General features: G+C 64.8%; 20 protein-coding genes. 8 read left to right on the top strand and 12 right to left on the bottom strand.

What is annotated here, in order from left to right:
* Nucleotides 1-18: 18 nt before the first annotated feature.
* From FFY45_RS00230 to FFY45_RS00215, 4 genes are all read right to left on the bottom strand, one after another.
* Entirely contained in the window at nucleotides 19-1002 is a 984-nt protein-coding gene (locus tag FFY45_RS00230; RefSeq protein ID WP_255171831.1) for a sulfonate ABC transporter substrate-binding protein, read from the bottom strand.
* 11 nt (nucleotides 1003-1013) lie between these two features.
* On the bottom strand, nucleotides 1014-2054 hold the full coding sequence (mgrA, locus tag FFY45_RS00225; protein ID WP_176338888.1) for an L-glyceraldehyde 3-phosphate reductase: 1041 nt from the start codon (nucleotides 2052-2054) through the stop codon (nucleotides 1014-1016).
* A gap of 16 nt (nucleotides 2055-2070) precedes the next feature.
* Nucleotides 2071-3399 carry an LLM class flavin-dependent oxidoreductase gene (locus tag FFY45_RS00220; RefSeq protein WP_176338887.1) on the bottom strand — a complete coding sequence of 443 codons (1329 nt, stop codon included), beginning with the start codon at nucleotides 3397-3399 and terminating at the stop codon, nucleotides 2071-2073.
* 64 nt (nucleotides 3400-3463) lie between these two features.
* Complete coding sequence (locus FFY45_RS00215; RefSeq protein WP_255171830.1) at nucleotides 3464-5719, bottom strand: TonB-dependent receptor; 2256 nt, start codon at nucleotides 5717-5719, stop codon at nucleotides 3464-3466.
* 273 nt (nucleotides 5720-5992) lie between these two features.
* Here FFY45_RS00215 and FFY45_RS00210 point away from each other — a divergent pair, with 273 nt between their 5' ends.
* A complete protein-coding gene (locus FFY45_RS00210) occupies nucleotides 5993-6301 on the top strand; it encodes a GIY-YIG nuclease family protein (RefSeq protein ID WP_176338886.1) in 309 nt (102 codons plus the stop codon).
* A gap of 45 nt (nucleotides 6302-6346) precedes the next feature.
* Nucleotides 6347-7054 (top strand): glutathione S-transferase, encoded by a 708-nt coding sequence (locus FFY45_RS00205; protein ID WP_176338885.1) that lies wholly within the window; start codon nucleotides 6347-6349, stop codon nucleotides 7052-7054.
* 144 nt (nucleotides 7055-7198) lie between these two features.
* Here FFY45_RS00205 and FFY45_RS00200 read toward each other — a convergent pair whose 3' ends face one another.
* The 5 genes from FFY45_RS00200 to FFY45_RS00180 form a co-directional block, all read right to left on the bottom strand.
* Entirely contained in the window at nucleotides 7199-8014 is an 816-nt protein-coding gene (locus tag FFY45_RS00200) for a DUF3014 domain-containing protein (protein ID WP_176338884.1), read from the bottom strand.
* Nucleotides 8015-8402: 388 nt separating this feature from the next.
* Nucleotides 8403-9572, bottom strand: coding sequence for a lysozyme inhibitor LprI family protein (locus tag FFY45_RS00195; RefSeq protein ID WP_176338883.1), 1170 nt, complete (start codon nucleotides 9570-9572; stop codon nucleotides 8403-8405).
* A complete protein-coding gene (locus FFY45_RS00190; RefSeq protein WP_176338882.1) occupies nucleotides 9569-11170 on the bottom strand; it encodes a SulP family inorganic anion transporter in 1602 nt (533 codons plus the stop codon). Before FFY45_RS00190 ends, FFY45_RS00195 begins: the two co-directional genes overlap by 4 nt.
* Before the next feature lie 147 nt (nucleotides 11171-11317).
* On the bottom strand, nucleotides 11318-12202 hold the full coding sequence (locus FFY45_RS00185) for an FG-GAP repeat protein (protein WP_176338881.1): 885 nt from the start codon (nucleotides 12200-12202) through the stop codon (nucleotides 11318-11320).
* Between the two features lie 11 nt (nucleotides 12203-12213).
* Entirely contained in the window at nucleotides 12214-12687 is a 474-nt protein-coding gene (locus tag FFY45_RS00180) for a DUF3574 domain-containing protein (RefSeq protein WP_176338880.1), read from the bottom strand.
* Between the two features lie 228 nt (nucleotides 12688-12915).
* On the opposite strand from FFY45_RS00180, the gene FFY45_RS00175 reads away from it, so the two are divergent.
* The 6 genes from FFY45_RS00175 (at nucleotide 12916) to FFY45_RS00150 (ending at nucleotide 24898) form a co-directional block, all read left to right on the top strand.
* Complete coding sequence (locus tag FFY45_RS00175) at nucleotides 12916-15351, top strand: TonB-dependent receptor plug domain-containing protein (RefSeq protein WP_176338879.1); 2436 nt, start codon at nucleotides 12916-12918, stop codon at nucleotides 15349-15351.
* 257 nt (nucleotides 15352-15608) lie between these two features.
* Nucleotides 15609-16367, top strand: a complete 759-nt coding sequence (gene otsB, locus FFY45_RS00170; RefSeq protein ID WP_176338878.1) for a trehalose-phosphatase — start codon at nucleotides 15609-15611, stop codon at nucleotides 16365-16367.
* Nucleotides 16368-16415: 48 nt separating this feature from the next.
* A complete protein-coding gene (locus FFY45_RS00165; protein ID WP_176338877.1) occupies nucleotides 16416-18194 on the top strand; it encodes a glycoside hydrolase family 15 protein in 1779 nt (592 codons plus the stop codon).
* Nucleotides 18191-19558 (top strand): alpha,alpha-trehalose-phosphate synthase (UDP-forming), encoded by a 1368-nt coding sequence (gene otsA / locus FFY45_RS00160; protein ID WP_023904889.1) that lies wholly within the window; start codon nucleotides 18191-18193, stop codon nucleotides 19556-19558. Before FFY45_RS00165 ends, otsA begins: the two co-directional genes overlap by 4 nt.
* Before the next feature lie 602 nt (nucleotides 19559-20160).
* Nucleotides 20161-22599, top strand: coding sequence for a glucose/quinate/shikimate family membrane-bound PQQ-dependent dehydrogenase (locus FFY45_RS00155; protein ID WP_176339081.1), 2439 nt, complete (start codon nucleotides 20161-20163; stop codon nucleotides 22597-22599).
* A 430-nt stretch (nucleotides 22600-23029) separates the two neighbouring features.
* Nucleotides 23030-24898, top strand: a complete 1869-nt coding sequence (locus FFY45_RS00150; RefSeq protein ID WP_176338876.1) for a methyl-accepting chemotaxis protein — start codon at nucleotides 23030-23032, stop codon at nucleotides 24896-24898.
* A 253-nt stretch (nucleotides 24899-25151) separates the two neighbouring features.
* On the opposite strand, the gene FFY45_RS00145 is transcribed toward FFY45_RS00150, so the two are convergent.
* From FFY45_RS00145 to pgeF, 3 genes are all read right to left on the bottom strand, one after another.
* Complete coding sequence (locus FFY45_RS00145; RefSeq protein WP_176338875.1) at nucleotides 25152-25577, bottom strand: DCC1-like thiol-disulfide oxidoreductase family protein; 426 nt, start codon at nucleotides 25575-25577, stop codon at nucleotides 25152-25154.
* Nucleotides 25578-25647: 70 nt separating this feature from the next.
* Nucleotides 25648-26172, bottom strand: a complete 525-nt coding sequence (locus FFY45_RS00140) for a DUF4166 domain-containing protein (protein WP_176338874.1) — start codon at nucleotides 26170-26172, stop codon at nucleotides 25648-25650.
* Nucleotides 26173-26174: 2 nt separating this feature from the next.
* The gene (gene pgeF / locus FFY45_RS00135; protein ID WP_176338873.1) at nucleotides 26175-26990 is read right to left on the bottom strand and encodes a peptidoglycan editing factor PgeF; all 816 of its coding nucleotides are present in this window, start codon (nucleotides 26988-26990) and stop codon (nucleotides 26175-26177) included.

Genomic DNA, 26990 nt, shown 5'->3' with positions numbered 1-26990 from the left:
CATCTCTGGTCCCGCGCATCACTTGCCCGCCGCTTGTTTGCCCGCCGGCGATGCAACGGCAACCGCTGGCGCGCGCCACACCGCCGGTGCCACCAACACCCGCTTGGGCAACAGGCGCTGCGCGTAGAACAGATCGGCGGTGGCCTGCTGCGCCTTGATGACCTCGGCGCTGAGCGGCTGCACGCTGGCCGGCGGGCGATGGGCCAGCGTGCGCTCGACCACCGCAGGCGGCAGCCCGCTCACCTGCGCCAGCACGCGAATGCTGCCTGCGCGATCGCGTTCCAATAGCCCGTCGGCCTGATTGAGCTGCCCCATCACCTGCTGCACGAACGGGCCCCACGCGGTGGCATAGCGGCGCGAAGACAGAAAGAAGCCGCCGGTCAGTCCAAGCCCTTCGCCGTTGGCGAGCAGGCGCGCACTGCCATCCAGCGTCAATGCCGAATACCAAGGGTCCCAGATCGCCCAGGCATCCACCTGCCCTGCAGCGAAGGCTGCGCGCGCGTTGGCTGGCGACAGATACAGCGGCGTGATGTCGCGCATGCTCAGGCCCGACTTGGCCAACAGCCGCAGCAACAGGTTATGCGCACTCGACCCTTTCTGAAACGCAACCCGCTTGCCCTTGAGGTCGGCCACACGCCTTAGCGTGCTCTTGGCCGGCACCAGAATGGTCTCGGCCTTGGGCGTGGGCGGTACCCAGCCCACGTACACCAGATCGGCCCCGGCGGCCTGCGCGAACAATGGCGGAATATCGCCGGCACCGCCCAGATCGATGCTGCCCACATTCAAGGCTTCCAGCAATTGCGGCCCGGCCGGAAACTCGATCCAGGTAATTTTGGTGCGCGGGAAGCGTTGTTCCAGCAAACGATGCTGCTTGGCCAGCACCAGGCTCGACACCGCTTTTTGATAGCCGATACGCAACTGCGCCGGCTCGGCCGCCCATGCGGGTTGCAGCCAAGCAATGCTGGACAACAGCAACGCAACAAACAAAAAGCGGTAGCGCATCGGAATCCTCCTCATTGCCAATCGGTGGAAGGTTTTTCCCAGAGGTTGACGCCACCCTCGACCGCAAAGCGATCGATCTCGGCCAACTCGTCGACACTGAACGCAGGCGACTGCAAGGCCGCGACGTTTTCGATCAACTGCTCCGGGCGGCTGGCACCCAGCAAGGCCGAGCTCACGCGTGGATCGCGCAGCACCCAGGCCAACGCCAACTGCGCCAGACTCTGCCCACGTCGCTGTGCGATCGCGTCCAGCCCGCGTGCGCGCTGCAGGTTGTCGTCGGACAGATGTTCCGGCCGCAGCGACTGCCCGCCCGGACGATTCACCCGCGCATCGCTGGGCACGCCATTGAGGTATTTACCGGTCAACAAGCCCTGCGCCAACGGTGTAAACGCGATCACGCCGGCACCCACCTCATCCGTGGCATCGAACAACTCCTGCTCGGCCCAGCGATTGAACAGGTTGTAGGCCGGCTGATGAATCAGCAGCGGCACCTTCCACTCGCGCAGCAATGCCGCGATCTCGCGCGTGCGCGCCGCCGAGTACGACGACACGCCCACGTACAACGCCTTGCCCTGCTGTACCACGCTGGCCAATGCACCAGCAGTCTCTTCCAACGGCGTGTCCGCATCGAAGCGGTGCGAGTAGAAGATGTCCACGTAGTCCACGCCTAGCCGCTGCAGGCTCTGATCCAGGCTGGACAGCAGGTATTTGCGCGAACTGCCACCCTGCCCGTACGGGCCCGGCCACATGTCCCAACCGGCCTTGGTGGAAATGATCAATTCGTCGCGATAGGGCTTGAAATCCTCGCGCAGCAGGCGGCCGAAGTTGATTTCCGCGCTGCCATACGGCGGGCCGTAGTTGTTGGCCAGATCGAAGTGAGTAATGCCCAGATCGAAGGCGGTACGCAGCAAGGCGCGCTGCGTGTCGATCGGTGTGCTGTCGCCGAAGTTGTGCCACAGGCCCAGCGACAGTGCCGGCAACACCAGGCCGCTGCGGCCGACACGGCGGTAGGCGAGACGGTCGTAACGATCGGGATGTGCGAGATAGGTCATCAGAATGTCCGGTAGATCAGCGTGCGCTGAAGCGATTGGCGGGGCGTGCCAGCCCCAGATGATCGCGCAACGTGCGCCCTGCATAGTCACGCCGGAACAGCCCGCGTCGCTGCAGCTCCGGCACCACGTGATTGGCGACATCGGCCAGGCCGCCGGGCAGATGCGGCACCAGCACGTTGAAACCATCGGCTGCGTCTTGCTCGAACCAGGCCTGCAACTCATCGGCAATCTGCGTCGGTGTGCCGATCAGGCTGTAATGCCCGCGCCCGCCCGCGATGCGCCGACCGAGCTGGGCAATGCTCAGTTGCTCCTGCCCGGCCAGCTCGGTGAACAACTGCTGGCGACTGCGCTGGCCGGTTTCGGTGAGCGGCAATTCCGGCAACGGCCCATCGGGCGGATAGCCAGACAGATCGAAGTTGCCCAACATGCGTGACAGCAGCGCGATGCCGACGTCAGGCTCCACCAGCTCCTGAAACTGCTCGAACTTTTCCTGCGCTTCAGCCTGGCTTTGCCCAACCACGATGAACACACCCGGCATCACCTTCAGTGCATCGCGCGAACGCCCGAATTGTTCCAGCCGCCCCTTGATGTCTGCGTAGAACGCCTGCGCCTTGGCCAGCGACGACTGCGCGGTGAACACCACCTCGGCCGTTTCGGCCGCGAGCGCACGTCCGGGCTCGGACGAGCCAGCCTGCACCAGCACCGGATGCCCCTGCGGCGCCCGCGCGATGTTGAGCGGGCCGCGCACCTGAAAATGCGGGCCGCGATGGTCCAGCACGTGCAGCCGCGCCGGGTCGTAGTGCACCCCGGCGGCAGTGTCGGCGATAAAGGCATCATCGTCCCAGCTGTCCCACAGCCCTGCGACCACTTGCTGGAATTCGCGTGCCCGCGCATAGCGCTCAGCATGCACGTAATGCGCATCGCGGTTGAAATTCAGCGCCTCGTCGGCGGCATCGGAGGTGACCAGATTCCAGCCGGCACGCCCACCGGACAGATGATCCAGCGAGGCAAACTTGCGTGCCACGTGATACGGCTCGTTGTAGCTGGTGGTCATGGTGGCGATCAACCCGATACGCTCGCTCACCACCGCCAACGCGCTGAGCAACGTGAGCGGCTCGAACAGGCTGGAGCGCGCCATCCGCGATGCCACCGGCCCACCGGCCGCAGCCAGGCTGTCGGCGACGAACACCGCATCGAACTTGGCGGCCTCGGCAATGCGCACCATCTGCCGGTAATGATCGAACACCAGCGGATCGGCGCTGGCGTGCGGATGCCGCCATGCTGCCACATGATGGCCGGTGGCCATCAGAAACGCACCGAGCGAGAGCTGCCGTACGGCGCTCATTGCAGCCCACCGTGCGTAGCGCCCGCACTGTACAAATCGATATCCAAAACCATCACACGCATGCTCAAAAATCCTTGTGCAACTGCAGCCCGACATAGCGCTGATCGTCGCGCGGCACCAGCCGGAACACGTTGCCGGTGGCATTGGCCAGCAGCGGTGCATACGAACGATCGCCCAGGTTGCGGCCAAGCACTGCCACACGCCAGCCATGCGCATCGTCGGCCAGCGCGATGCTGGCATTCCAGATCGCATACGGGCCCTGGATGGTCTGCGGGGTCTGGCTGAGGTCGTACTGCACACTGTCCTGCCAGCTCACATCGCCATTGAATTCCAGCGCCAGACTGCCGCGTAACGGCACCCGGTAACCCGCGCGCAGATTGCCTTTCCAGTCCGGCGAAAACGGCAGCGGCCTGCCATCGACATTGCAGTTGGCCGCTGCTGCGGTGGGGCAGGCAAAGCGCAGGATGCGCGCCTGCGTGTAGGCCAGCGATGCGGCCAGGCTGAGCCGCTCGGTGGGCCGATAGTCCAGATCCAGTTCCAGGCCTTGCGTGCGCACCTGCCCGGCGTTGATCAAGCGTGTCACCACCTGCCCGGCCACGGTGTCGAAAAAGTTGGCCTGATAGTTGGCGTATTCGGTATGGAACAACGCCACGTTGGCGCTGAGGCGATCGTCCAGCGCACGCGCCTTCAATCCGAGTTCCCAGGCGTTGGAGGTCTCCGGCTTCAGCGCCGGCGTATCGCGCGGCTGCATGTTGAAGAACACGTTGTAGGCCGGGCCCTTGTAGCCGCGCGAATAGGTGAGGTAGCCGGTGGTCTGCGCATCGAAATCGTATTGCAGGCCGGTGCGACCCGACACGCCGTTTTCTGCAGTGCTGCCACTGCTGGCCGTGGAGGGCTGGATACCGGTGACTGCGGCTGCGGAGCTAGACACGCGCCGATGTTGATAGTCGAGCGTGTCGCGGGTGAAGCGCGCGCCCAACAACGCACGCAGATCCGGGCGCCAATGCCAGGTCGCCTCGCCGAACGCCGCATACGTTTCTGCACGCGTGCCGTAATCGGCCATACCCACGTTGCTGGCGGTGGGCGTCGTCACGGTACGGCGATAGGTTTCGTCGTTGCGCGCGTGCAGGTAATACAGCCCGGCGACCGCTTCCACCGCACGGTCGCGCGGGGTCTGGATGCGCAATTCCTGCGAATACTGTGTGTAACCCAGATCGCCACGATCGTGCGAGGACGGAAACGCCACGTTGCGTTGCGCGGTGCGGTCGCCATCCTGGAACTGGGTGTTATCCCATTGCCGCCACGCGCTGATCGAGGTGAGCAGCGCCTCGCCGATGTGCTGATCCAGCTGCAGCGAGGCGCCTTTGTTGATGTCGTCCAGATGCGTGCGGTAATCGCTGTTGATCTGCCGGCTGTCGGCGCTGGCAGTGACTGGCGCAAGCGCGGCGGCGAAGTCCGCACGCGTGCTGGCCACCACTACACCGCTGGGCGCATCGCTGCGCGACTGCAGGTAGTCGGCGAGCAGCGTCGCGTTCAAGCTCGGGTTCGGGGTGAGATCCAGCCGCAGCCGCGCGCCGGAGCGTTGGTAACCATTGACGGTCTGGCCGTCGGCCACATTGCGCACATTGCCACCGTATTCGGCCCACAACGCCGACACGCTGGCCTTGAGCACCTCCGGCACCAGCGCGCCGCCGACGCTGGCACGCACGCGATCTTCTTCGCCGCCCCCGAAGTGCGCGTAATCCACATAGCCACCGAACACATCTGGCGCCGGCTTGCTGACGATATTGAGCACGCCGGCCGAGGCATTCTTGCCGAACAAGGTGCCCTGCGGCCCGCGCAGGACTTCGATACGTTCGACATCCAGCAGATCCAGCGTCGCCTGGCCCGGCCGCCCCAGCACCACACCGTCGATGACCGTGGCCACGCTGGGCTCGACGCCTGGCGAGGTGGAAATGGTGCCCACCCCACGCAGGAACAACGAGGTGTCCTTGTTGGAGGCGCCGGTGCGAAAGGTCAGGCTGGGCACCAGCGCCGGCAGGTCGGCCACGCTGTTGCGGTTTTCGCGCTCCAACGTTTCGCCCTGCACCACCGACACGGCCACTGGCACTTGCTGCAAGCTGGTTTCGCGACGTGTGGCGGTCACCGTCACCGCGCCCAAGGTCTGCGCGGCGCGGTCCGGCGTTGCAGCCGCCTCACTCACTTCATCGGCCAGCACCGGCGTACATGCCCACGCCAGACTCCATGCCAACACCTGCGGCTTAGCCAACCATTTCGAAGCAGCGAAGATCCTTGCAGGGGTCCGGTGTCGCGCGGGCATGTATGTCCTTTCGTGGCGTCGGCTGTCTTGTCGCAGCGCTTGTGGATTTCGGTTGTTCGAGAGCGCCGTGCACGCACGGCGAACAGGGCGCAGCGCAGGCCAATAAGGCAGTGCAATGCAATAGCGCATGCTGTTTGCAGCTGCCGCGAGCGTCAAATAACCAATGTTTAGGTGGTTATTCACTCACGCACTGCAGTGCGTGCGGATAGCCGCGCCAAGCGCGCTCGAAGACCACCGGTGCACAACATCGAGTCAAGTGGCGATAATGGGTTGATGGATGCACCCAAGCCCTGGCACCTCTACCTGCTGCTGTGTCGCAACGGCAGCTATTACGCCGGCATTACCAACGATCTGGAGCGCCGCTTCCAGGCGCATCTGCGTGGTACCGGCGCGCGCTACACACGCGCAAATCCACCACTGGAAGTGCTTGCCAGCCACCCGTACGCGAACCGCGCCGCCGCCTCGCGCGCAGAGTGGCAGCTCAAGCGGCAACCGCGCGCGCGCAAGCTGGCCTGGTTGCTGGCGCAAGCGCACGACAGCGCCGAGTCACAGCTCGCTGACGCATCGATCACGCCCGCCTAGCCGTGTGTTTTCTACGCTGCACCGCCATCAATCGCGGAGCAGCGCATGCACTATCAGCTCTACTACTGGACCGGCCTGCAAGGCCGCGGCGAATTCGTCCGCCTCGCACTGGAAGATGCCGGCGCTGACTACACCGACGTGGCGCGCGTGGAAGGCGATGAAGTGATGAATGCCTTTCTGGAAGGTCACCAAGCCGGCGCCCAGCCATTCGCACCACCCTTCCTCAAGGCCGGCGACACGGTGGTTGCGCAGGTCGCAGCGATCCTGCATTTCATTGGGCCGCAGCTGAAGCTGGTACCGGAATCGGATGCACTACGCATCCAGGCATTGCAATTGCAGCTGACCATCACCGACCTGGTGGCCGAAGTGCACGACACCCATCATCCGATCGCCACCGGGCTGTATTACGAAGACCAGAAAGCCGAAGCGGCAAAGCGTGCCAAGGACCTGCGCGACAACCGCCTGCCCAAGTTCCTGGGCTACTTCGAGCAGGTGCTGCAGCAGGTCGGCGGCGTCCATGTGCTGGGCACGCACTCGTATGTGGATCTGTCGCTGTTTCAGCTGATCAGCGGGTTGGAATACATGTTCCCCAAGCGCATGGCAACGCTGTCGACCGATCTGCCCGGCCTCAAGGCCTTGCAGCAGCACGTGGCCGAGCGTCCGCGCATTGCCGCCTATCTCGCATCCGAGCGACGTGTGGCGTTCAACACCAACGGCATTTTTCGCCACTATCCGGAGCTGGATGCTGCGTAATCGATACGACTGCGTCTCCTGCATCGCAACGCAACGCAAGCAGCACCGAAATCACTACTTCGATGCTGACGCCTGGCGCATGCCACCGCAGCATGCAAGGCCGCACCCAGTGCGGCCTCATCCTTGCCTCAATCGCAAGCCGCCTCAACGTCCCTGCAGTAATGCCGTCCGAATTCGCTGCAACTGCACCTTCACCGCAGCGGCCTGCGTCGGCCCCAGCCGCAACACGGCTTTTTGCCCAACCGACAGCGCTTCCAGCGCAGGATCGACGAAGCGATAGCGACCACGCTCGTCGCGCTGCACCTTGATCGGTTGCGCCGGATCCGGCGTGCGTAACAGATGATCGATCACATCGATCACGCGGTCGTTGAAGTAACGATCCGGCGCACCGAGATCGGCATATGCTTGCTGAAACAGCGGGTAGAAACGCACATAACTGCGCACCAACGCCTGCGCATCCACCTGGGTGAATGCCGCCACGTAAGGTGCATAACGCGCCGCATTGGCCTGATCGATCACAACAGCGCCAGCGGCATCGGCGACCTGCAACTCACCGGGCACCGGCTGCAGCACCGAGACACGGCGGCTGATGCTGGGCTGGGTGAGATTGTCGATCATCACCACAACACGCTCGATCAGATGCTTGCGCACCACGATCGACAACGCGCCATCGTCCTGCACCAGGTCCAGCAATGCCTGCCAGGCAGCCGCATCGCTCTGCGCTAGCGCAGGAATTGCAGCGTCGGCGGCATCGGCCGAGGGCGCCTGCACCGGATGACGTGGCCCCGCCGGCACTGGCGGCGCGGGAGTCACAGCGGCTGCCACAGCGCTTGCGGTCTGGCTGATCGGCGCAGGCAACGCGCCCGGCGGAGTGGATGACCCGCCAAACAGCCACCAGGCGGCACCGGCCACCACTGGCACCGCCAGCAGCCACGGCCAACGCGAAGACTTCGATTGCATCGTGAAACTCCTTACATCGACAACATCCATGGTGTGACCATGAGATGGCGCGGTGGTTCCATCGATTTAGTCGGTCGAGGGCGCGGTGCCCTCACCGCACCAGAGAGTTGATCGGTTACTTTGTTTAAAACCATACACACCGACCATCTCGACTGGTCCTTGCCCGCCCACCGTCGCGGGACCTTACGCGGCCTACATGGACGTACTTGCGGCGTGTCCCGCGACGGTGGGCGGGCAAGGGCCCTGCAGCCAAGCCGCAGACCGCAGGCTTCGGCTTCGGCTTCGGCTTATCCACATTACCTAGTCTCGGACCAGGACGCCCGGCGTTGCCGCATCAAGCAACAACGCCAGCCATCTCATATCCGCGAAGTAAGTGTGCCCACCGCTCTCAGCTTGCGAAATCCAACCGCGCATTCACCCAAGCCGCCACGATAGCGGCGGCGACCTGATCGGCCTGTTTCGCAGGCAGGCGCTTCTCGCGCACCAGCCATGCTGCCGTATCGGCACGCACCTTCGGCAGCAGCGCGCGCACGGCCTTGCGCTGTGCCGGCGACCAATCGCTGTCTTCCCCGCTCCAGGCAGCAATCGCCTTGTCCGGATCGTTTCCGTAGCTCTTGCGCAGTGCGGGCGTCAGATACAACAACGGCGACACCGACGCGCGTAGCGCGATGATTTTCCACTCGGCGTAACTCGCGTAGCGAATGGTGCCGGCGTCCTTGCTTAACGCCTCGATCAACCCGGCAAAGCCCGCATCCAGCTGCTTCCAGCTGGCCAATGCAAACAAACCGCCCGGCGGCTTGCAGATCGGCGCGAACCCGTCGCGTGTCGACCCATACAGCGAGCCGAACGCGTCGTATGCCGGCTCACCCAACGCAGCGAAGATGAAGCAATGCACGTAAGGACGCTCATCGCTGTCGTCGCGCTCGATCCACAAACGTAGCAACGTCAAGACGCGTTCCGGTGCCTGCATGGCAGGCATGCCATCCACATCGTCGAGCAACGAGTCTGCAAACGTGTCGACCTTGCGCAATGCCTTGCGCGCACTCTCGAACCGCGCGTTGGCCAGCGCCGCATCCACACCTGCCGCAGGCACGAACTGATGCAAATAAGCCAGCCACGCCGAGGCCAGCGGCGTGTCGTAGCCCTGCAACTGGCGCGCGGCGTCGACAGGCGCCGTGGGAATGCTGGCAATGATGCGATCCAGTGCCTGTTGCTGCGCAGTCAGCGCCTTGGCCAGCACATCGGCTCTGGCCTTCAATGTGCGCTGCAGGCAGTCGTCCAGCTTGGTGTCCTGCGCGCAGGCGTTGCGCTGGCGCAGCCAGGCCCGTTGCTGATCGCGCACGCTCGCCACCGAACTGCGCGGCGTGGTCTCCACCAGCGCCCGATAGGACTCGTCCAACTGATCGTCCAGATTGCCGAGCGCCGGCACCGCACACAGCCGTTTTTCGACCGCAGTGCTTGCCTGCTTGCAATCGAACGAGGCCGCCCAGGCACCGCTTGCACCGAGCAACAGCGCGCCACCGACAACCACCCGCAAAGCACCGAAGCGATAGTTCATTGCAACGCCTCCTTGCGTGCAGGCAGCAACGACAGCAGCAGCAAGGTCACCGCCAGCGCGACGTAGGCACCAACGAACTGCCAGCTGATCACCCGCGCCAACCCTTGCAGCGACCACGGCAGATAGATGCCGCCGCGCGGGTCCACCGAATGGATCAGGCCGAACAACGTCAGCCCAGCGGCCACCAGCAGAAATACCGCACCGCGTCGCAGCCGGCCATCGATCATCGCCGCCACCGCCGCGATCCACAGCATCGCGGTGATGATGAAACCATTGCCCAGCGCGAAGATCACCGCCAGCTCCGGCAGGCCGTGACCATCGAGCTTGGTGGTCAGCGCAATCAGTTGCTCCGGCGGGATCCAGCCAGGCGCCTTGATGGTCAGCAGGTACGCCACCGAAGGCAGAAAGCCCAATACCATCGCGCCCGCATGATGCTTGGGCGTGGCCTGAAACGCCTGCGTGGTGATGTCGATCGACACGTACACGATGATCGGCGCCAGCACCGCCAGCGGCACCCATTGCACCAGCCCGCTGATCACACCCAACATGCCGCCGATGCCGACGAACAACCCGGTCAGCAGCGTATAGCCCGAGCGCGCGCCCATATGCTTGTACGCAGGCTGGCCAATGTACGGCGTGGTCTGCGCCACGCCGCCGCACACGCCTGCGACCAGTGTGGCAAAGGCTTCCACCAGCAGAATGTCGCGGGTGCGGTAGTCATCGCCCGCCGCGCGTGCGCTCTCGCTGACATTGATGCCACCCACCACCATCAACAGACCGAACGGCAGCAGCAACGGCAGGTACGCCACCGTGGCCGGCAGTCCTTCGATAAAGCCCAGGTTCGGCAGCGGCAACACGATCTTCGGCGTCGCCCAGTCCGGCACGGCAAAACCCGGCGCACCCAGTCCGGCCAGTCCCAGCCCGTAATACAACGCGGTGCCGATGACGAAGGCGACCAGCACACCCGGCAACTTGGTCGGCAACCGGCCCTTGGCCAGCAGCACGTACAACAGCAGACCCAAGGTGACAAAGCCGGCCACCGGCGAACGCAAGGTTTCCAGCAGCGGCAGCAAGCCCATCAGCACCAACGCGATGCCAGCGATCGAACCGAGCAGCGCCGCACGCGGCAGCGCGCGCGTGACCGCCTCGCCAGCAAACGACAGCACCAGCTTGAGCAGGCCCATCACCACCAGCGAGGCCATGCCGAGTTTCCAGGTGGCGATGGCGGCCGCTTGCGGGTCCAGCCCCTGCGCCTTGAAGCCGACGAACGCCGGGCCGAGCACCAGCAGCGCCATGCCGATGCTGGTAGGCGCATCCAGGCCCAGCGGCATCGCGGTGACGTCGTCGCGCCCGCTGCGTGCGGCCAGCCGCCGCGCCATCAAGGTGTAGAGCAGATTGCCAACCAGCACGCCGAACGCAGTGCCAGGAAACATGCGTTCGAATATCACATCAGCGGGAAACTGGAATATCCCGATGAGCGCCATCGCGATGAAGCCGAGGATGGAGAGATTGTCGACGACCAGGCCGAAGAAGCCATTGAGGTCGCCGGCGACGAACCAGCGCGGCGATGCCGCAGTACGCGAGGAAGAGGCCGACATGGGAGCCAGGAAGCGTGGGGATCGCCCGATGGTAGCCGCTGCCCCGCATGCGCGACAGCGGCGCGATGGATCAGAGCGTGTCGTTGCGCTGGCCGATGCAAGGGCGCGCCCGTCCGGCGCTTGCCGGCACGCTGACGCCTACAGGCGCTACTGCGTCCGCTCCTGCATCGCCGCAGCGACCTCGATCCAGCCGACGCTGTCGCTGCGGCCGGCACTGCGATAGCGCACCTGCACGCGCGTGGCATCGGCGCTGACATCCAGCGCGTCGGCCCGATCGCCCTGCACCAGATAGCGCTTGGTGCTGGTCGCCGTAGGCGTGGCGTACAGCGGCAGGCGCGCCACCTGCACACGCAGCTGCACCGGCATGGGTGCCTCCAGCGTCGTGCCGATCTCGCTTGAAACCTTCGCCCCGCGCGCGTCGTAACGCGGCCACACCGAGAGCGGCATGCCATCGTCGCTGCCTGGATCCAGCAAGGTCTGGATATCCGGCGACGCGATCGGCTGCTGCGTCCTGGCCACATACAGCCGCCCATCGGCGGCGTAGCGATAGACGTCGGCGTACCACATCGGCCCGCTGCGGCAGGAGCTGGTCAAGCTGCGCTGCTGCTTGTCGGGCGTCAGATTGAAGAAACCTTCGCATTGCACCGCCGGGCGCGTGGGCGCAGTCAGCGCACGAAAGCGCCGTTGCGCCGGATCGAACACAAATACCAGCACCGCTTCGTTGACCTGGCCGAGCATCGCCGACACTGCAAGATCCGGATGCCCATCGAAGTTGTAGTCGTCGCTGTCCACGCCGGTGCCGCCTTCGCCGTCGTCCACGTTCGCGTCGAACCATTGCTCCTTGCCGCCTGGGCTAAACACCACCTGCAGGCGTGCGCCGACCAGTGTGGCGGTGGCACGCGTGTGTGCGTCGAGCGACACCTGCACGCTGGTGTCGCGTGCCAAGGACGCGAACGACAGCCCGCCAAGTGCGGCAAATAGCAGCGTGCGCGCAGCGCTCACGCGCATTCGGTGCACAGGTTCAAGGCGCATAGTCAGCAGACTCAGAACGACACCTCAACCGCCTGCCGCGACCACAGCACCGACTGGTGGCCGGTGGCCTGCTTCCAGGCCAGGCGGATCGCCTCGATGTCGTTGCGCCGCTGCGGGCTGTCCTCGTGCAGGATCACCAGCACCTTGGTGCCCAGCCGGTTCGGCTCCTTGGCACCGCGAAACAGCCACTGGCCGTAGGCGTCGAACACGGTCAGCCCATCCGGGAAGCGCGGCGTCACTTCCTTGTCCAGGAAGGCGCGCCACTGGGTCTCATCGATGGTGCGGGTCTGCGGGCGATCGGCCGGGCCGGTTTCCTCGCCCACGCCAAAGTACAGCTCACTGCGCACCCAGCCGCGGGCGGTCGCGGGCCGCGCCGCATCGCCTTGCAGGCTGGCAGTGGTCGAGCCCGGCGCCCCGCCGGGAGTGGTGGCGCAGGCAGACAACGCCAATAGGGCGGCAAGCAGGCAGGACGGCAGCAACTTCATCGACTTCTCCACAACGGATATTTTTACAACGCGTATTGGGCAGGCTCATGCAGGCCGGGCATCAGCTGATGCCGGCGTGCGCGCACTGTGCCATCTCGCACGCGTCTGAACAACGCGATAACATCTCTCCATCCGGATGAATGTGGACGATCCGAACCCCTTTGCGCCCCTGCCCGGCCGGATGCCGACCGCGCGGCGCGTTCGCAGTTGCTGTCGCAGGAGAGAGAAATGACCCGCCCCACCCTTTCGGCTATCGGCCTGGCCGTCGCGGCCGTGTTGAGCGCCAACGCACAGGCCCAGCAGGCCGCCCCCGGCGCCCCAACGCTGGACACCGTGATCGTCACCGGCACCCGCGCCAGCGACCGCACCGTGCTGGAATCGACCGTGCCGGTGGACGTGCTCACCGCCGAAGACATCCGCAAGGCCGGCGTGGTCAACGGCGAGCTCGGCAGCGCGCTGCAGGCACTGCTGCCCTCGTTCAACTTCCCGCGCCAGTCCAACTCCGGCGGCGCTGATCACATCCGCGCCGCGCAGCTGCGCGGGCTCTCGCCCGACCAGGTGCTGGTGCTGGTCAACGGCAAGCGCCGGCATACCTCGGCGCTGGTCAATACCGACAGCAAGATCGGCAAGGGCACCACGCCGGTGGATTTCAATTCCATCCCGATCAATGCGATCAAGCGCATCGAAGTACTGCGCGACGGTGCCGGTGCGCAGTACGGCTCCGATGCCATTGCCGGCGTCATCAACGTGATCCTGGACGACAACCCCGAGCGCGGCGAGCTGGAAGCCAGCTTCGGCGCCTACAACACCGATGTGGAGCCGATCAATCGCCGCGTCACCGACGGCCAGACCAGCTACGCCAGCGCCAAGGTCGGCAGCCTGCTCGGCGATGACGGCGGCTTTTTCAAGGTCGGCCTGGAGCTGAAGAATCGCGAGGGCACCAACCGCGCCGGCTTCGATCAAATTCCCTCGTTCGAAGAACAGACCCCGGCCAATCTGGCGCTGGCTGGCCAGCGCAATTACGTGCTCGGCGACGGCGCCACCAAAGGCCTGAACGCCTGGCTCAACACCAAGATCCCCTTCAGCGCCAACGGCGAGTTCTACGCCTTCGGCACCTACAACCAGCGCGACACCGAAGGCGCCAATTACTTCCGCTACCCGGATGGCAGCGCCAACTGGCGCGAGATCTACCCCAACGGCTACCGCCCGATTTCCGAAGGCGAGAATCGCGACCTGCAGATCGTCGCCGGCGCCCGTGGGCAACTCGGCAACTGGGACTACGACGCCAGCGTCAACTACGGCCGCAACGACTTCACCTACCGGCTGCGCAACTCGCTCAACGCCTCGCTCGGCCCGGGCAGCACCACCCGCTTCAAGACCGGCGATTTCGCCTTCGCGCAGACCGTGGGCAATCTGGATCTGACCCGCGTGTTCGATGCCGCCGGCGCCACCCATACCTTCGGCACCGGTGCCGAATTCCGCCGCGAGCAGTACCGCACCCACGCTGGCGACCCGGCCAGCTATGCGGCCGGCCCGTTCACCGATCGCCCCACCGGCTCGCAGGCCGGCGGCGGGCTCACCCCGCAGGACGAAGCCGATCTGTCGCGTAATGTCGCCAGCGCCTACGCCAACGTCTCCAGCCAGTTCGGCGACAAGTTCTCCACCGACCTGGCCGGCCGCTACGAGCATTACCAGGATTTCGGCAGCCAATGGACCGGCAAGCTGGCCGCGCGTTATGCATTCGCCCCGGCGTTCGCGCTGCGTGGCGCCATCTCCAACAACGTGCGTGCGCCCTCGCTCAGCCAGATCGGTTATGAGGCCACGTCCACCGGCTACGACGCCGCCGGCCGCCTCACCCAGGGCCGCCTGCTGTCGGTCAACAACCCGATTGCACGCGCGCTCGGCGCCACCGATCTGAAGCCGGAAAAATCGCTCAATTACAGCCTGGGTTTCACCAGCAAGCTGGGCGATCACTTCGACCTGTCGCTGGACTTCTTCCAGATCGATATCGACGACCGCATCGCGCTGTCCGAAGACATCACCGGCGACACGCTAACGGATTTTGTGCAGCAGAACTTCGGCGTCACCGGCGTGCAGAGCGCCAGCTACTTCCTCAACGCCGCCGACACCCGCACCCGCGGCGCGGAGCTGGTCGGCAACTGGCGCCAGTACGCCTTCGGCGGCGACCTGCTGCTGACCGGCACTTACAGCTACGCCAAGACCGAATTGAAGAACGTCATCGGCACCCCGGCGCAGCTGCTCGCACTGAACCCGGAGTACGTGCTGTTCGGCGTCGAAGAGAGCAACACGCTCACCGATGCAGCGCCACGCACGCGCGCGGCCCTGGCGGCCAACTGGAACAACGAGCACTGGAACCTGCAGACCCGCGTCAACCGCTACGGCAGCGCAACGCGCGTGTTCGATTTCGGCGGCGGCTTCGTACCACGCCAGACCTATGGTGCCGAGTGGCAGCTGGATCTGGAGGCCGAGTACCACCTGGGGACGCAGTGGACGCTGGCGATCGGCGGCCAGAACATCCTGGACAACTACTCGGACCGCTCCATCGACGACATCGCCTACTTCGGCAACCTGCCCTACGACGTGCTCTCGCCGATCGGCAGCAATGGCGCGTACTGGTATGGGCGGGTGCGGTATAGCTTCTGAGTGCAAGCAAAGAGCTTAAAAACCTCTCTCCCTCAGAGAGTGCTTTAGCCCCTCTCCTACGGGAGAGGGGTTGGGGTGAGGGTACGGAGCGAAGCCCTCGTGGCGTTTCAACTGCACGTGGCTTCGCTCGTACCCTCATCCGCCCCTACGGGGCACCTTCTACCGACGGGAGAAGGACAGGCAGTCGTACGTGCCTGACCAGTACTCCCCGGCACTGCATAACCTGAATATCACACCGCTTTGCGCACACTAGCGCGATGGCAGACGTGCATTCCCCCCTTCCGTCGCCGCCATTGCTGGACGATGCCTGCGCATTGTTTCTGGACGTGGACGGTACCCTCATCGACTTTGCCGACAGCCCAGAGGCTGTGCGGCTCTTGCCCGAGGTCCGCGAGGCCATCGGCCGCCTAAGCGATCGCCTGCATGGCGCAGTCGCACTGGTCAGCGGGCGACCGTTATCGCAACTGGACGCCTTGTTCGCGCCGCTGTTGCTCCCGGCTGCCGGCTTGCACGGACATGAGCTACGCAACGATATCGCCGCACGCGCCGCGATGCCGCAAGACACCTCCGAATGGCTGCACGGCTTGCATCAGCGCGCCGCCGCACTCACGCATCAACACCCCGGCGTGCTGGTCGAAGACAAAGGCGTCAGCGTTGCGCTGCATTGGCGCGCACAACCGCTCGCCGGCCCGGATGTTCTGGCCTTCGCGCAACAGGAAATCGCACAACTTTCCGGCTATCGCCTGCAGCCTGGCGACCACGTGGTGGAATTCGTTCCCGAAGGCAGCAACAAGGGCCTGGCGGTCGAACAACTGATGCAGCACGGCGCATTCGCCGGCCGCACACCGGTATTCGTCGGCGACGACCTGACCGACGAATTCGGCTTCGAAGCGGCCAATCGCCTCGGCGGCTGGAGCGTGCTGGTCGGCGATCGCGCGCAGACCAGCGCGCGCTTCCGCGTCGATGGCACTGCCGATGTTCATGCGTGGTTGCAACGCAACGCGCGCCCAGCCTGAGAGCCGCGCGCCTTACCCTCTTCTCTTCAAAAGGATCGTTCGCACTCCATGACCGAGCCAAACCTGGATCTGGGCGTCATCGGCAACTGCAGTTTCGGTGCATTGGTCGATCGGCAGGCACGTGTGGTGTGGAGTTGCCTGCCGGCTTTCGATGGCGACCCGGCGTTCTGTTCGCTGCTCTCGCCCAAGGGCGAGGGCGGCGACTTTGCCGTTGAGCTGGAGGACTTCGAAAGCAGCGAGCAGCATTACCTGCCCAACACCGCCGTGCTGCGCACCGTGTTGCGCGACAGCCACGGTGGCGAAGTGGAAGTGATCGACTTCGCACCGCGCTGGCGCAATAACGGGCGTTTCTATCGGCCGGTGAGCATCATTCGGCAGCTTCGTCCGCTGGCCGGTAACCCGCGCATCATCGTGCGCGCACGCCCGTTGGCCGACTGGGGCGGCCGCACGCCGGAAACCACCTGGGGCAGCAATCACATCCGTTGGGTACTGCCGGAATTCACTCTGCGCCTGACCACCGATGTGCCGGTGCGCTTCGTGCGCGACGGCTTGCCGTTCGTGCTCAGCCACCCGGTCAATCTGGTGTTGGGCGTGGACGAATCGCTCACCCGCTCGCTCACCGGTTACGTGCAGGAAGCGCAGGAACGCACCGAAGAATACTGGCGCGAATGGGTGCGCTATCTGTCGATTCCGCTCGACTGGCAAGAGGCGGTGATCCGCAGCGCGATCACGCTCAAGTTGTGCCAGTACGAAGACAGCGGCGCCATCATCGCGGCGATGACCACCTCGATCCCGGAGGCGCCCAACACCCCGCGCAACTGGGATTACCGCTATTGCTGGCTGCGCGATGCCGCGTTCGTGGTGCGTGCGCTGAATCGATTGGGCGCCACGCGCACGATGGAGCAGTTCATCGGCTACATCTTCAACATCGCCACCGCCGACGGCACCCTGCAGCCGCTGTACGGCATCGGTTTCGAATCGCAGCTGGAAGAGCACGAAGTCGAGACGATGGACGGCTACCGCGGCATGGGCCCGGTGCGACGCGGCAACCTGGCCTGGATTCAAAAGCAGCACGATGTGTATGGCAGCGTGGTGCTGGCCTCCACGCAGCTGTTCTTCGATCTGCGTCTGAAGGATCAGGGCGATGCGGACACCTTCCGGCGCCTGGAGCCGCTGGGCGAGCGCGCATTCGCGCTGCACAACGTCCCCGATGCCGGCCTGTGGGAATTCCGCGGCCGCGCCGAAGTGCATACGTATACGGCCGCGATGTGCTGGGCCGCCTGCGATCGCCTGTCCAAGATCGCCGACCGCCTGGTGCTGCCCGAGCGCAGCGTGTATTGGAGCGAACGTGCCGACAGCATTCGCGAGCGCGTGCTGACGGAAGCCTGGAGCGACGAACACGGCCATTTCACCGACACGCTCGGCGGCCACCGCCTGGATGCCTCGCTGTTGTTGCTGGCCGATATCGGTATCGTGGGCAACGACGACAGCCGCTTCGTGCGCACCGTGGAAGCCGTCGGTCGCGTGCTCAAGCATGGCGATGCGCTTTATCGCTACATCGCACCGGATGACTTCGGTGCGCCGGAAACCAGCTTCACCATCTGCACGTTCTGGTACATCGACGCGCTGGCCGCGATCGGTCGCAAGGACGAAGCACGTGAACTGTTCGAGCGCATTCTCTCGCGCCGCAATCACCTCGGCTTGCTGTCCGAGGATCTATCGTTTGAAGACGGCGAAGCCTGGGGGAATTTCCCCCAGACCTATTCGCATGTGGGTTTGATCATTGCAGCAATGCGCTTGTCGCGGAGCTGGCAGGAGGCGTCATGAGTCGTTTGGTGGTGGTATCCAACCGCGTTGCAGTGCCCGGCGAAAACCGTGCAGGCGGCCTGGCGGTTGGCTTGTTGGCCGCGCTCAAGGAGCGTGGTGGGGTGTGGTTCGGCTGGAGCGGCAAGACCGTGCGCGGCGATAGCGGCGGCATGCATGAGCAGACCGATGGCGACATCAAGTTCGTCACCATGGACCTCAACAAACGCGACATTGATTCGTACTACAACGGCTTCGCCAATCGTACCCTGTGGCCGCTGCTGCACTTTCGCCTGGACCTGGTCGATTACGACCGCGCCACGCGCGAAGGCTATATGCGCGTCAATCGGCTGTTCGCGGAAAAACTGGCGCCGTTGCTGAAAGACAGCGACACGCTATGGATCCACGATTACCACATGATTCCGCTGGGCGCGATGCTGCGCGAGCTGGGTGTGGGCTGCAAGATGGGCTTCTTCCTGCACGTACCGATGCCCTCGGCCGACCTGATGCAGGCCATGCCCGATCACGCGCGCCTGTTCAGCACCTTCTATGCGTACGATCTGGTGGGCTTTCAGACCCAGCGCGATGCGGAGCGCTTCAAGGCCTACGTGCGTCTGTTCGGCGGTGGGCGCATTCTCGAAGGCGACATTGTCGAAGGCCCTGGCGGGCGTCGTTTCAGCGCCGCCTCTTTCCCGATCGGCATCGATACCGAGTTGATCGCCAACCAGGCAAAGGCCTCGGTCGGCAAGCAGGCGGTGCGCGATCTGCGCGAAAGCCTGCGCGGGCGTCAGCTGGCGATCGGTGTCGATCGTCTGGATTATTCCAAAGGCCTGCCGGAACGCTTCCAGGGATTCGAGCGCTATCTGGAACGCTATCCGGAGCAATCCGGCAGCCTGACCTATCTGCAGATCGCGCCGGTGTCGCGTGGCGACGTCAACGAGTATCGCCAGCTGCGCGGGCAGCTGGAGCAGATCGCCGGCCATATCAACGGTGGCCATGCAGAGCCGGATTGGACGCCGCTGCGCTACGTCAATCAGAACTTCAGCCATGCCACGTTGACCGGTTTCTATCGCGCCGCTTCGGTGGGGTTGGTCACGCCGTTGCGCGATGGCATGAATCTGGTCGCCAAGGAATTCGTGGCGGCGCAGGATCCGGAAAATCCGGGCGTGCTGGTGCTGTCGCTGTTGGCCGGCGCAGCCGATGAAATGAAAGAAGCGCTGCTGGTCAATCCGCACGATCTGGATGGCGTAGCCGATGCGATTGCGACTGCGGCGAGCATGCCGCTGGCCACGCGCATCGAACGCTGGCGGGCGATGATGGATCACCTGCGCAAGAACAACATCAATCACTGGCGCCAGCGGTATTTGCAGGCACTGGCCGATATTTGATCTGGTTTCCCGAGCTACCAGCGCACACGCGCTACCAGCACACAGATGCGCCGCGCACTGGCAGCGCATCCCTTCTCCCCCCGGGAGAAGGTGCCCGAAGGGCGGATGAGGGTACGTTTGCCCGTACACGTGGAAAATGCGCCAAGTGAAAAATCCCGGCTGACACGAATCTCCATTCCCGAATCCCCGCTCAGCCGACCGAGTCAATAGCGAAATAGAGCTATGGCAGCATCATGCATTCGTCGCCGCACACGAATGCCACCAAGACCGCCTGGCACCAACAGCAACCCCATTCCTTACAGATTTGAGCAATTTCAGCACTCCATGCACACAGGTTGGAACGCTGGTTCTCATTCCGTCACGGACACGCGGGTATTTGCGGTCTAAAATATTCACATGATTAGCGCTGAGGACCCTGGGAGGGGCTGCGCGTTCATATCCTGACGTTCTTGTTTAGGGCGTTGTTCTTTAGATCGGGGCCGCCCTTTGCCAGCCTGTGATCTTTCTCCCTCCACGACTCGCCACCGTTTGCTGGTGCCTGGGTCCTTCCTGACATCTCAAAAATGACTGATCAATCCTCAAAACGTGGGCTAGGCACCTGGTTGCTGGTCGCCTATGCGGTGGTGATCGCCGTACTCGGTGCGGTGCTTGCCTACGAAGGCGGCCGCCTGGTTGCCGTTGGCGGTTCCTGGTACTACCTGCTGGCGGGCATCGGCCTGTTCCTGGCTGGCGTCTTGCTGGCGCTGGGCAAGCGTGCCGGCCTGTGGCTGTTTGGCACTACGCTGGCGGCCACCATCGCGTGGGCGCTGTGGGAAGTGGGCCTGGATGGCTGGGGCCTGGTCCCGCGTCTGGCCATGATGTCGGTACTCGGCCTGGTGCTGCTGCCGTTCTGGGGCGTGGCGCGTCGGCGCATGCAGCCGCTATCGGGTGTTGGCTATGTGCTGGTGACCGGCGTGCTGCCGATCCTGGGCGCAGCGCTGATCCTGTGGCCGTTGCTGGTACCGCGTAATGTCGAACTGGCCGATGCCTCCAAGCTGCCGGCCGAGAACGCAACGCCGTTCAGCCGTGCCAACGTGCCCAGCCCGGACGGCAACGTCGCGGCCAACCATGACGCCAGCAACTGGACGTCATACGCCGGCTCCAACCTGTCCAACCACTACACCCCCGGCGCGCAGATCACCCCGGAAAACGCCAAGCAGCTCAAGGTGGCCTGGGAATTCCATACCGGCGATCTCAAGCCGGCCGGCTCCAAGCTGGGCTACGCCTTCCAGAACACCCCACTCAAGGTCGGCGACCTGCTCTACATCTGCACCCCGACCCAGAAGGTGATCGCGGTGGAAGCGGCCAACGGCAAGGAGCGCTGGCGCTTCGACCCGCAGACCAACCCGAAGGCGATGGCCGGCGTTGCCGCCACCACCTGCCGTGGCGTGTCGTACTACCAGGCACCGGAAGGCACCGCCGAGTGCCCGACCCGGATCTTCTGGCCGATGGTCGATGGCCGCCTCGGTGCGCTGGATGCGCAGACCGGCAAGCTGTGCACCAGCTTCGGCAACAACGGTTATGTGGACCTCAATGCCGGCACCGGCAACACCAAGCCGGGCTTCGTCGGCCCGACCTCGCCGCCGGTGGTGATGCGCGGTGTGGTGATCCAGCCCACCGGCCAGGTGCGCGACGGCCAGGAAGGCGATGCGCCCTCGGGCGTGGTGCGTGGCTTCGATGCGCTCACCGGCCAGCTGCGTTGGGCCTGGGACCTGGGCAACCCGGCGATCACCGCCGAGCCGCCGGCCGGCCAGACCTACACCCGCTCGACCCCGAACGTGTGGTCGCTGATGTCTGCCGACGACGAGCTGGGCCTGGTCTATCTGCCCACCGGCAATGCCTCGGGCGATTTCTTCGGCAAGGGCCGCACGCCGCAGGATGAGGAATACACCGCCTCCCTGGTCGCCGTGGACGCGGCCACCGGCAAGGAGCGTTGGCACTTCCGCACCGTCAACCACGACCTGTGGGATTACGACATCGGCCCGCAGCCGAACCTGGTCGATTGGCCGGTCGCTGGCGGCGGTACCCGTCCTGCGGTGATCCAGGCCACCAAGTCCGGCCAGGTGTTCGTGCTGGACCGTGCCACCGGCGAGCCGATCATGCCGGTCAAGCAGATCGCCGTGCCGCAGGGCACCGATCACGGTGACTTTACCGCTGCCACGCAGCCGATCTCGCCGGGCATGCCCAACACCGTGGGCGCGCCGAGCCGCGAGTACGAAACCATCGTCGAATCCGATGCCTGGGGCATGACCCCGTTCGACCAGCTGGCCTGCCGTATCCAGTTCAAGCGCCTGCGCTACGAAGGCATGTTCACCCCGCCGACCCTGCAAGGCTCGCTGGCGTTCACCGGCAACCACGGCGGCATCAACTGGGGCGGCGTCTCGGTCGATCTGCAGCGCGGCATCATGGTGATGAACAGCAATCGCCTGCCTTACACCTTGCAGGTCTATACCCGCGAGAAGATGGACGAGCTGGGCGTGGTGTCGGTGTTCGACGGCAAGAGTAAGACGCCCGGCTACATGGCGCAGAAGGGTCTGGCCTACGGCGCCCGCAAGGAACCGTGGATGTCGCCGCTCAACACCCCGTGCGTGGCACCGCCGTGGGGCTACATCTCCGGTGTGGACCTGCGCACCCAGCAGGTGATTTGGCGGCGTCCGCTGGGCACCGGTTACGACCAGGGCCCGATGGGCATCCCGTCCAAGACCAAGTTCGAGATCGGCACGCCCAATAACAGCGGCTCGTTGGCCACGGCTGGTGGCGTGACCTTCATCGGCGCGACCCTGGACGACTTCATGCGCGGCTTCGACACCCGCACCGGCAAGCAGGTCTGGGAGACCCGCGTGCCGGCCGGCCCGCAGGCCGCCCCGCTGAGCTACACCATCGACGGCAAGCAGTACATCGTGGCCGCCGTGGGTGGACACGACCGCATGGAAACCAAGTCCGGCGACAGCGTCATCGCCTGGGCATTGCCGGACGATGCGCAGGCCACGCCGGCCAAGTAATCGGCCAACACTGCGTTAGTTTGTGCAAATCGAACCGACCGTCGCGAGACGGTCGGTTTTTTTGTGGGGATTGGAAGTGGGAATCGTAAGAACGGTTGCGAGTGTCGCGGCTGATGGGAGGCATGCGCGCGCTTCTAAAACGCCAGCCGCAGACACGATTCCAGCGTGAAATCGGCCAGTGATATTTCACCCAAAATTTACATTTGAAAACTCAGATACTGACACCGCATAACTGTTCCATCACGTACCAAACCGCACTGAAACCGCTTCCAAATCAATCACATCGGCCATTTCGTCCGCTTAGCGCCCATATTCCGACGAACGGCAATTTCACGCCGTCATGATTCGGGCTCAGCCGCCGATACCCCCATTGCAGCGTATTTCCTGCCGGACGCAGACCCATCCCAGATCACCTAGTCGGACCCAGCCTATGTTGCCTTCACACGATGCCACCGCTGTCCCCCGCCCATCTGCCGGCAGGAGCCTTGCGCGTGCCACCGGAATGGCCTGGCTTCCCGCCGCTGCGCACATCGGGCTGCTGGTACTGCTGACGCTCTACGCCGCCACGTTGGTGCCCGGTGGTTTTTGGAGCGGGCTGGGACGGATGTTGCCGGCACTGCTGGTGGTGGGCATCGCCAGTGCAGGGCTGTGGTGGTGGTCGCGCCGTCGCACCAGCGCACAGTTGCAGCAGGCGATCGGTGTGGTCGCGGCGATGGGCGATGAGCGCTTCCAGCGCGTGGAGCTGCGCAATGCCTCCGGCGAGCTTGCGCCGTTGCTGCATGCGCTGCAGGCGACCCAGGACAAGCTGGCCATCCGCATCGACGTGATGGAACAAGGCCTGCGCCATGGCCAGTTCGTGATCAAGGCGCTGGACGATCTGGACACCATGATCCGCATCGCCGACGACGACGGCCAGGTGCTGTTCGCCAATCGCAAACTGCTCGCGATGCTCAAGCTGATCGAGCCGGATGTGCAGAGCTTCCGCCCCACGTTTCATGCCGAAGGCTTCGTCGGCGGCAGCATCGGCGACATCTATCCGGACAGCCAGGCGGCGATCGACCGCATGCGCGCATTGACCGCTTCCAAAGCGGTGCGCGCGCCGTTCTTCGGCCGCCAGATCGACTTCGTCTACAGCCCCATCATCGCCGCCGACGGCACCAAGCTGGGCACCATCGCGCAGTGGATGGACGTCACCGCGCAGGTCAACGCCGAGCAGGCGCTGATCCAGATCATCGATGCCGCCGCGGTCGGCGATTTCAGCCGGCGCATGCAGATGGACGGCATGGACGGTGTACTGCTGTCGCTGGCCCAGGGCATCAATCGCATCTACGACTCGGTGGAAACCCACCTGGCCGCGTTGGCACGCGTGATCGGCGCCATGGCCGAAGGCGACCTCACCCAGCGTGTGGAGGGCGATGCGCACGGCATCTTTGCGCGCCTGCGCGACGACACCAACCAGACCGTGCTCCGTCTGACCGAAATCATCGGCGGCATCCAGGTTGCCTCCGACACCATTCGCCAGGCCGCGGTGGAAATCGCTGCCGGCAACACCGACCTGTCCGAACGCACCGAGCAGCAGGCCGCCAACCTCGAAGAAACCGCCAGCTCCATGGAAGAACTCACCTCCACCGTGAAGCAGAATGCGGAAAGCGCGCTGCAGGCCAATCGTCTGGTGGTGGGCACCGGCGAAGTGGCGCAGAGCGGCGGCAAGGTGATGGACGATGTGGTGTCCACGATGAGCCAGATCAGCACCGCCTCGCGCAAGATCGGCGAGATCATCGGCGTCATCGACGGCATCGCCTTCCAGACCAATATCCTGGCGCTCAACGCCGCGGTGGAAGCCGCACGCGCGGGCGAACAGGGCCGTGGTTTCGCCGTGGTCGCCTCGGAAGTGCGCGCATTGGCGCGGCGCTCGGCCGATGCGGCCAAGGAGATCAAGACGCTGATCGCCGACTCCACCGACAAGGTCGAACTGGGCTCGGGCCTGGTGCACCGCGCCGGCGCGACCATGCGCGAGATCGTCGGCTCGGTGAAACACGTCACCGACATCATGAGCGAGATCACCGCCGCCAGCGCCGAGCAATCCAGCGGCATCGAACAGGTTAACCGCACCGTCGCGCAATTGGACGAAGTCACCCAACGCAACGCCGCGCTGGTGGAAGAAGCCACCGCCGCTGCACGCAGCCTGGAAGAACAGGCAGTGGAACTGGCCGATGCGGTGTCGATCTTCCGCCTGCAGCCTGCCCACAGCGGCAACGCAAACGTAGTGCGTGCAAGTTTTGGAAACGCGGCGGCGTAAGCGGCCGTCACGGAATCACCGTAGGAGCGCACCTGGGCGTTACCGGTAACGCCCATCGCGCCCAGGTGCGCTCCTACGACAAGCAAATGTGCCGGTCCGCAGTTCCAGATCCAACACATGCGACCGAATAACCAGCCATCGTGAAAATCGGGGCGCTATCGTAGGAGCGTGCTTGCGCGCGATGAGGCGTTATCGGTAACGCCCATCGCGCACAAGTGCGCTCCTACGCGGAGCTCGCTCGCTGAGATAAGCGCTAATCAAGAAACAGTGCACGCTGCTCGGGGCTTGGCAACATGCAATGCTCGGTGCGACCGAACCAGCGATAGCGATTGCGTGCGATTAGGCGATAGCCGATGTCGCGCACGCCGCTGGGCACCACACGCAACACAGTGGCCAGCCGCCAGATGCCGCCTAAGCCAGCCAGGACCCGCACGATCGCATCGCTGTCGGTCCACGCACCGCTGGCATCCACCAGCAGAAACGACAACGGGTCGTCCGGATCGAGACCATGCTGCAACAACAGCGCGCGTCCGGTCTGGCCCTGCATTGCGGCAAAGCGATAACGCCCACGCCGATCGTGGCGCAGCAGAAATTTGACCCAGCCATTGCACAGCAGACACACGCCATCGAACACGATGGTCGCGGGCGCTTCGCCTGGCTTACCGCAGGGCGGCTCCACGCGAGGCGGCTCCGAGTGAGAAGGCTCCGAGTGAGGCAGCTCCACGTGAGGCACCTCAACGAACGGTGGATCAACGCGGTTCAAGCCAACCCTCGTAGCGAATGAACGGGCCGACCAGCGGCAGGTGCACGTCGACCAGAAATCCATAGCGGCCAGCGTCGACATGCTCGCGGCAACGCACCTGCTCGAACCAGCGCGCAGGCAGCGGAATCAAGCCGAACGCCCACACCCGGATGGCCTGCCAGTACAGCGACTGCGTATCGGCGTGCAGCGCGAATTCGAAGCGCACTGCGCCCAGGTGTTCGCGCAAGCTATTGCCGTGCCGCCACAAGCGCGAGTGCATCGGCAGGCCGTCAAAACAGCGACGCCAGCGCTCGCCATTCGCGTCGGCAAGAAATTCCACTTCGACCTCCACTTCGCCGCTGCGCGGCAACCGGCTCAGCAACGCCAGCACTGGCACCAACAGATGGCGACCGCGCTGGATCTGCGCCCTACCGGCAAAGGTCTGCCGTTGCTGCACAGAATGCAGCGCGCGTACCGGCGCAGGCAGCTGCGCGAACCCGCCCTGCCCCAGCACCTGCGCGAACAACGGCATGCTCAGGGCGCGATCCAGGCCAGCGTGGCCATGCGTCCGCTGCGGCGATCGCGACGATGCGAAAAGAAGCGTTGCGGGTCGGAAATGGTGCACAACCCGCCACCATGGATGGCGCCAGCCGGCACACCGGCCTGCTGCAGGCGCTGACGCGCCAAGGCATACAGATCCACCAACCAATGCCCCGGGCGCGTGGCAACAAACGCGCTCTGCGCCTGCGCATCGTGCGCGACGAAGGCGTCGAACACGTCCTGCCCGATTTCGTACACCTGCGGCCCCGCTGCCGGCCCCAACCATGCCACCACGTGCTGCGGCGGCGTGCGCATGGCCGCCACGCTGCGCTCCAGCATGCCGTCGGCCAACCCGCGCCAACCCGCATGTGCGGCGGCGACTTCGCTGCCATCGCCAGCTGCAAGCACGACCGGCAAACAATCGGCGGTGAGGATCGCCAGCACCACGCCTGGCACGTCGGTCACCGAAGCATCGGCAACCGCTTCCCGTGCACCCGGCGCGACATTGTCCGCGGCACTGATCGACTCGCCGGTCGCAACTGGCGGAGCAGCGAAGCGCACCACCTCCACCCCATGCACCTGACGCAACCATTGCGGCGTGCCGGGCAGTGCCAGCGCCTCGACCAGCAGCGCCCGGTTGCGCTCCACCCGTTCCGGCACGTCGCCGTCGACAGCGTTGCGATTGCCGAGGTTGAGTGTGTCGAACGGCGCCTGCGATTCGCCCAGGCCGTAACGCAGCGTGGTCAGTGCGTGGATGCGCGGCGGTGCCGGCCAGCTGGCCGGCAACACGAACGGCGCGACGGCTGCCAC

This window comes from Xanthomonas hortorum, from assembly GCF_011305375.1.
In the GTDB taxonomy this organism is placed as follows: domain Bacteria; phylum Pseudomonadota; class Gammaproteobacteria; order Xanthomonadales; family Xanthomonadaceae; genus Xanthomonas; species Xanthomonas hortorum_E.
The sequence above is the reverse complement of the archived record's forward strand: the minus strand, read 5'-3'. Positions and strand labels throughout refer to the sequence as shown.

Excerpts from the sequence above, each read along its gene's own strand:
- FFY45_RS00230 (WP_255171831.1), bottom strand. The coding sequence starts at position 1,002 with ATGCGCTACCGCTTTTTGTTTGTTGCGTTGCTGTTGTCCAGCATTGCT.
- mgrA (WP_176338888.1), bottom strand. The coding sequence starts at position 2,054 with ATGACCTATCTCGCACATCCCGATCGTTACGACCGTCTCGCCTACCGC.
- FFY45_RS00220 (WP_176338887.1), bottom strand. The coding sequence starts at position 3,399 with ATGAGCGCCGTACGGCAGCTCTCGCTCGGTGCGTTTCTGATGGCCACC.
- FFY45_RS00215 (WP_255171830.1), bottom strand. The coding sequence starts at position 5,719 with ATGCCCGCGCGACACCGGACCCCTGCAAGGATCTTCGCTGCTTCGAAA.
- FFY45_RS00210 (WP_176338886.1), top strand. The coding sequence starts at position 5,993 with ATGGATGCACCCAAGCCCTGGCACCTCTACCTGCTGCTGTGTCGCAAC.
- FFY45_RS00205 (WP_176338885.1), top strand. The coding sequence starts at position 6,347 with ATGCACTATCAGCTCTACTACTGGACCGGCCTGCAAGGCCGCGGCGAA.
- FFY45_RS00200 (WP_176338884.1), bottom strand. The coding sequence starts at position 8,014 with ATGCAATCGAAGTCTTCGCGTTGGCCGTGGCTGCTGGCGGTGCCAGTG.
- FFY45_RS00195 (WP_176338883.1), bottom strand. The coding sequence starts at position 9,572 with ATGAACTATCGCTTCGGTGCTTTGCGGGTGGTTGTCGGTGGCGCGCTG.
- FFY45_RS00190 (WP_176338882.1), bottom strand. The coding sequence starts at position 11,170 with ATGTCGGCCTCTTCCTCGCGTACTGCGGCATCGCCGCGCTGGTTCGTC.
- FFY45_RS00185 (WP_176338881.1), bottom strand. The coding sequence starts at position 12,202 with ATGCGCCTTGAACCTGTGCACCGAATGCGCGTGAGCGCTGCGCGCACG.
- FFY45_RS00180 (WP_176338880.1), bottom strand. The coding sequence starts at position 12,687 with ATGAAGTTGCTGCCGTCCTGCCTGCTTGCCGCCCTATTGGCGTTGTCT.
- FFY45_RS00175 (WP_176338879.1), top strand. The coding sequence starts at position 12,916 with ATGACCCGCCCCACCCTTTCGGCTATCGGCCTGGCCGTCGCGGCCGTG.
- otsB (WP_176338878.1), top strand. The coding sequence starts at position 15,609 with ATGGCAGACGTGCATTCCCCCCTTCCGTCGCCGCCATTGCTGGACGAT.
- FFY45_RS00165 (WP_176338877.1), top strand. The coding sequence starts at position 16,416 with ATGACCGAGCCAAACCTGGATCTGGGCGTCATCGGCAACTGCAGTTTC.
- otsA (WP_023904889.1), top strand. The coding sequence starts at position 18,191 with ATGAGTCGTTTGGTGGTGGTATCCAACCGCGTTGCAGTGCCCGGCGAA.
- FFY45_RS00150 (WP_176338876.1), top strand. The coding sequence starts at position 23,030 with ATGTTGCCTTCACACGATGCCACCGCTGTCCCCCGCCCATCTGCCGGC.
- FFY45_RS00140 (WP_176338874.1), bottom strand. The coding sequence starts at position 26,172 with ATGCCGTTGTTCGCGCAGGTGCTGGGGCAGGGCGGGTTCGCGCAGCTG.